Annotated in this window: 1 protein-coding gene; it reads left to right on the forward strand. The window is 69.6% G+C overall.

Annotated features, from left to right (window positions below):
• On the forward strand, positions 1–6,243 hold a 6,243-nt coding region (locus VNJ47_00520; GenBank protein HXG27317.1), incomplete at both ends, for a neutral/alkaline non-lysosomal ceramidase N-terminal domain-containing protein.

The following is a 6,243-nucleotide window of genomic DNA, read 5'->3' on the forward strand; positions in this document are numbered from 1 at the left end:
GTCGACGACGGCGACGAGGTGGCGCCGGCCCCGGCCGGCACGGGCTGCACCGACCCGGCCACCGGGCCCGACCCGGCCTGCTTCGCGCAGGGCAGCGCGGTCAACGTCGTGCGCCAGCTCTGCGATTACCAGTTCCTGCCGGGCGTCTGCGACCACGCCATGTTCGCGCATGGCCCGACCGGGTACGCCACCGACAGCGATCCCAGCCCGGACCGGCCATTCTTCCTCGCGGTCGGCGCGGTGCACGAGCACAGCTCCTACTCGGACGGCGATCCCGAGGCCATCCCGGCGGATTACTTCCGCGCCGGCCGCACCGGCGTCAACGGGACCGGCAAGGGCGTGAAGCTGGACTTCATGTTTTCGTCCGAGCACTCGGACAACGAGAAGCTGCCGATCACCACCAGCGCCGCCTGCCTGTCGCCCACCACCCTGCTCGACTGCAACCACGCCCAGGATCCGCATCACTACTTCAAGTGGCAGGCCACGCTCGAGCAGGCCATGCAGGAGTCCAGCTACGACGAAGACCCGGCCGGCGGCTTCACCGGCATCCGCGGCTTCGAGTGGACCAACGACTACTACAACCATCTGAACGTGTACTTCTCCACCAACGTCGTGAACGTGAAGGTGGACGGCAGCTACGTCTCGATGGATTTCTTCTGGAACTGGCTGCGCAAGCCGGTGGCGCAGGGCGGCGGCGCCGACGCGCTGGTGACCTTCAACCATCCGGGCGGCGATCCCAAGCTCACGCCCTTCGACGGCGGCCAGCCGCACAACGAACTGCTGCAGCAGACGCGCGGCGGTTCCAACTGGAACGATCTCGAGTACATCCCGGACGTGGACCGGAACGTCGTTGGCATCGAGGTCAACGGCGGCGACGACATCGAGTGGTACGTCAAGGCGCTGGACAAGGGCTGGCACGTCGGGCCGGTCGCGGCCGAGGACGAGCACGGCCGCAACTGGTCCTCGCACGACCAGGACAAGACCCTGATCCTGACCCGCGGCCGCAGCCCGCGCGATTACTACTGGGCCTTCAAGAACCGCCGCACGGTGTCGCTGCAGGATGCGGTGATCGAGCGCGGCACCGGGGGCCGCGCGACCCATCCCGAGGTGTACTACTGGGCCGACGGTCCCAGCCTGCAGGAGGGTGCGCCGCTGGGTTCGATCCTCCGGGACCCCGGCGCGCATGTGCTGCACGTGGATATCCGCGGCGTGCCGGCCGGCACGCGCGTGGCGCTCATCAGCAACACCACGGGCGGCCAGGCCGCGCCGATCGAGCTGGGCAGCGCCGGCGCCGAGGGCCGCTTCATGGGTACGCGCGGCGTCAGCGCCCCGGCCAGCGGCGAGGACTGGTATTTCGTGGTCGCCTGCGCACCGGACGCCGACAATACGCCGGCCTGCGGCAGCGACCAGAACTACTGGATCGTTACCGCGCCGATCTGGTTCGGCCCGGGCGGCAGCGTCGCGGCCGCACAGCCGGATTACGGCGACGGCCTGCTCGGCGCCCTCGCGCAGTACTTCGCGCGCCTGCACGGCGTGGTCGTGGCGCTGGTGTCGGGCGACCCGGCGGGCGCCGGCGGGCAGCTGGTCGCCGCGGTGACGGAGTTCATCGAAAACCTCGCCGGCGTGGCCGGCGGCCTCGACCCGCAGAATCCGGGCACGACGCTGATCGGCCTGCAGGACGAGCCGCAGGCGGTGGTCGAGCAGGCGCTGTCGGCGGCGCGCGAGGTGGAGCCGGTGGTGCTGACCGGCGAGCGCATCCCCGCCTGGTCGGTGCCGGCAGCGCAAGGCCTGCCCTATCCCTATCCGTCGGGCGCGGCCACGACCGGCGAGTTCCTGCCGGCATCGCTGCAGAAGAACGGCGGGCGCAGCGCGCACAACGGACAGATGGTTTACCCGCTGCCCGGCGCGCCGATGGGCGTGGAGGTGGCGCGTATCGCCGCCTATAAATACGAGAACGGCGGCTTCGTCGAGATCCCGGTGCAGGTGGACCAGAAGTTCCCGCACTTCCTGGCCAATTCGGCCTCGGACTTCTCCACCTACTCGGGCACCGACGAGGAGCTGACCTACCAGTGGGACAGCGAGAAGTGGAACGCCGGCGGCGAGGGCCCCAACGCCGAGTATCCGGCCGCCACGCCGGATCCGGTCACCGGCCTGGACCATGACGACGAAGTGGTGTTCATGGCGCGCGACGCCGGCACCAGCCAGGCGCCGCCGCAGGCCCTGCCCACCGGCGATGCCGATTTCGACGCCGCCGGTGGCTTGCAGGAAGTGGTGCTGGCCGACCCGCTCGACCCGGCCACGCCGCGCTTCGTTTACCTGGGCCTGAAGAAACCGGGCAAGACCTCGGCCTTCGCCGGGCAGCGCCACTATGTCCAGTACGAGCGCGACGACAACGCCGACCAGTGGATCGACCGGCGCGCCTATTGCGACGACGACCCGGAGAAGATCGGCACCAGCAATACCGGCTACGGCCCCAACCGCCGCGGCCCGGTGTATTACACGGCGCAGGGCTGCGGCAGCGGGCCGACGACGGTGGATACCGCGCGCCGCGAATCCGACGACCGCTTCCCGCGCGACGGTCTCACCGTCAGCACCGACACCTACCGCTGGTATGCCTCGGGCCGCTGGATGGTGCGCGAACTGCAGATCCGCGATCCGGACAATGCCCTGCTGCTCGGGCCAGACCTGATCGACCGCTGGAAGGGCCGCGCCTTCCAGCAGTCACCGGACTCGACCCTCTCGCTGGTCGGTTTCGAGGACGAGCAGGTCAACTGGGAGGCCAACTCCACGCTGCTGGGCGAACGCTGCGGGCCGGTGCGCTGCATCCGCGAGGTCTGGGGCGCCGACTCCGGCACCAACGTCACCAAGACCGAGACCTTCTACCGCGACGCCATCACCTACCGCTACCGCGTGCGTGTGCATCCCATCCCGCCGGACGGTCTGTACACCAGCTGGGACTACAACCGCAGCGCCATGCTGCCGGCACCGGGCGAGGACGTGCCGGCCGGCCGCTATTTCACCGCGCTGCGCCCGCAGGGCGTGCCGATCGACGGCGTGAACGACGACGTCGGCCAGGTGGACGGCATCGTGCCGGTGGCTGGTCAGTGCATTACGCCCGATGGCCTGCAGCCGCCGGGGCCGACCGGCCTGTGCCCGGCGTTCTTCGACGCCGCCGACCCGAGCTTCAACCTGCCGCTGGCCTTCAACAACTGGGAGCAGGTGTCCGGCAAGGGCCGCAGCGGTTCGCTGGTCTATCTGTTCGAGCTGAAGGGCCCGACCTCGCTGGCCAACCCGCTGGTGGTGCCGTACTACCGCGACGACGCCTGCCTCGACGACGGCACCGGCGACGATCCCGTACCGCGGCCCTGGCCGGGCGAGAGCTACACCTGGAACGGCGGCAAGGTGCCGCAGGCCTACGATGCACGCGCCGGGCGTCCCCTCGACCACAGCGGCAAGACCTTCGCCGACTGCCTGCAGCGCCAGGGCGCGCACGGCGCGCACGGCATCCATTACTTCGCCACGCACGACACGGACAATCTGTTCGTCGAGGGCAAGCCGCTCACCGAGATCGACGGCCAGCAGTGGCAGTTCATGGTGCCGACCGAGCGGCCGCGCAATGTCGGCGACCATTACGCCAACGTGGTGCGCGCGCCGCTGCAGGCGGTGGTCGTGCCGCGGCCCGGCAGCGGCGGCGGCGACGTGGCCGGCGGGCTGCTCGGCGCGCTGGAGCGCTGGGGCGATGCGCTTCTCGCGGCGCTGGGGCAGCTGGGGCAGGGCAATGTGCTGGGCGCGTTCAACGCCGTGTTCGGCGGTGCGCAGCAGTTCGTGGCCGACCTGCTGCCGGTCGCCGCGCAGCAGCTCGGCCAGCTGGCCGGCCTGGCGCTGACGCCGCCCGGTGCGGAGGCCGTCGACAATCCGGCGCCCGAACCGCTCATGGCCGGCGTGGCCAGGGGCGTGCTCAAGGTGCCGGTGGGCGCGCCGCTCGGCGGCTATCTGCGGCCGCCGGTCGGCGGCGAATACATCGGGCCCGATCCGGTCGGCGAGCTGGCCGACAACATCCCGGCCATGGCCGACGGCTGCGATCCCGAGCATCCGGAAAGCTGTCCGCCGCTGGTGCCGCTGCCGGACGAGCTGCGCGCGATTCACTCGCCCTATGCCACCTACTCGCCGCCCAGCCGCGGCTATTACGACTCGCTCATCACCAAGGCGGTGGCGCTGCACGACGGCCATGACTACCTGGTGCTGGTCAAGACCGACCTGATCGGCATGCTCGACGAGGTGGTGCAGGACGTGAAGGCCGAGGTCAGGCGGCGCACCGGCATCGAGCTGGGCGACGGCCTGATCATGTCGGCCACGCACACACACGACGGTCCGGGCGCGGTGGCCAATCATTCCACGCGCTACTTCTGGCTGGCGATGGACGCCTATCAGCACGACCTGTACCGGCGCATGGTCCCGCAGCTGGCGGATGTGGTGGTGGCGGCGCTGGAGGACATGAAGCCCGCCCGCATCGGTCATGGCAGCGGCACCGAGATCGAGGGACTGAACGGCTATCGGCGCGGTCGCCTGGCCAGCTATGACATCGATAAGAATGACGCGCTGCGGCGCCGCATCGGCGTGCTGCGGGTGGACGATGCCGCCACCGGCGAGCCACGCGCGGTGGTGATCAACTGGGCCGCGCACGGCATCGCCTTCGACGTCGAGAACCAGTATTTCTCCGGCGACGTGCTGGGCGCGGTCGAGCGCGAGACCGAGCAGCTGATGAATATCCCGGTGGCGATGCTGGTGCAGAGCGTGGGCGGCGACGTCAGCCCACGCGGCGTCAGCAACGACAACAAGCTGCAGCGCATCGAAAGCTACGGCCGGCGTCTGGCGCCGCAGGTCAAGGCGATTGCCGAGGCCATCCCGGCGCAGAACATCCAGACCGCACCCGATCTGCGCAGCGTGTCGCAGCGCTTGATTCTCAACCGCGAGCGCCTGGGCTACGCCGCCCACGAGTATCCCTATCCCTGGGGCGCGGGCCAGTGCGGCAACGACATCGCCGTGCCCTTTGCCGACGTCGGCGTGAAGGACATCCCCGGCTACGACCAGACCGGCCTGCCGGTGAAGAACCCGTTCTGCCTGCCCTCGCCGCCGCCGGATCCGGTGGACCTGGCCGATAACGGCGTGGCCGAGAACGGCGCCTTCTATCCGCAGGACAGCATCCTCTACGCGGCGCAGATCGGCGCGGTGAAGCTGCTGGCGCAGCCGGGCGAGCCGCTGGTCGAGTACGGCGTGCGCCTGCTCGACATGGCCGAAGGCTTTGGCCATGCGCGAGATGACGTCTTCGTCTGGGGCTATGCCGGCGACCACGTCGGCTACATCCTGCCGCCGGAGGAAGTGGACTGGGCCACGTTCGGCGGCGCCGAATCCACGACCACGTTCTGGGGCTGGAAACAGGGCCAGCGCTTCCTCGATGTCAGTCGCGCGTTGCTGCAAGCGCTGGACGAGGGCAGCGCGCCGCCGCCGCATGAGTTCCAGGTCAACTACGGCTTGTACAAGCAGCTGTACGAGGCCACGCCGCCAGCGCCGGTGACGCCTTCGCTGCTGCCGGGTGCCGTGGTCGAGCAGCCCTCCGACATCCGTCGCTTCGAGGCCACCCGCTTCGTATTCGAAGGCGGCGATCCGGTGCTCGATTTCCCGAGCGTGTTGATGGAGCGCGAAACCACGCCCGGCATCTGGGCAGCGGTCACACGCGCCAACGGCGAGCCGCTGGACACTTTCTTCGAGATGCATCTCAAGTACCGCCTGGTCAGCGCGCGGCATCTGTGGACGGTCGAGTTCGAGGCGCCGAAGGACTGGCCGACGGGCAATTACCGCTTCGTGGTTTCCGGCCAGGCATTGCAGGCGGGCGAGACGCCGTACACGCTGACCTCGGACAGCTTCACCGTGTCCATCTCGTCGACCCTGCAGATCTCCTCGCCGGCGAGCAACAACGGCAACTGCGAGGTCACGCTGAGCTACACGCCGCGGCCCGACAACTACCGCGTGATCGATCCTTACGTTCCGGCCAACCAGCCGGCGCCGGTGCGCGCGGCGACGGTGACGTTCAGCCTTGGCGGCACACCGATCGGCAGCGACGACAGCGCCACGATCAGCGGCTTGCAGGCGAGCTATTCGATTCCCGGTGCCTGCCCGACGGGAGTCAGTGCCAGCGCAGTGGACAGCTACGGCAACACCACACCGGGCGGCAGTGGCGGTGGC

This window comes from Nevskiales bacterium (assembly GCA_035574475.1).
Lineage (GTDB): Bacteria > Pseudomonadota > Gammaproteobacteria > Nevskiales > DATLYR01 > DATLYR01.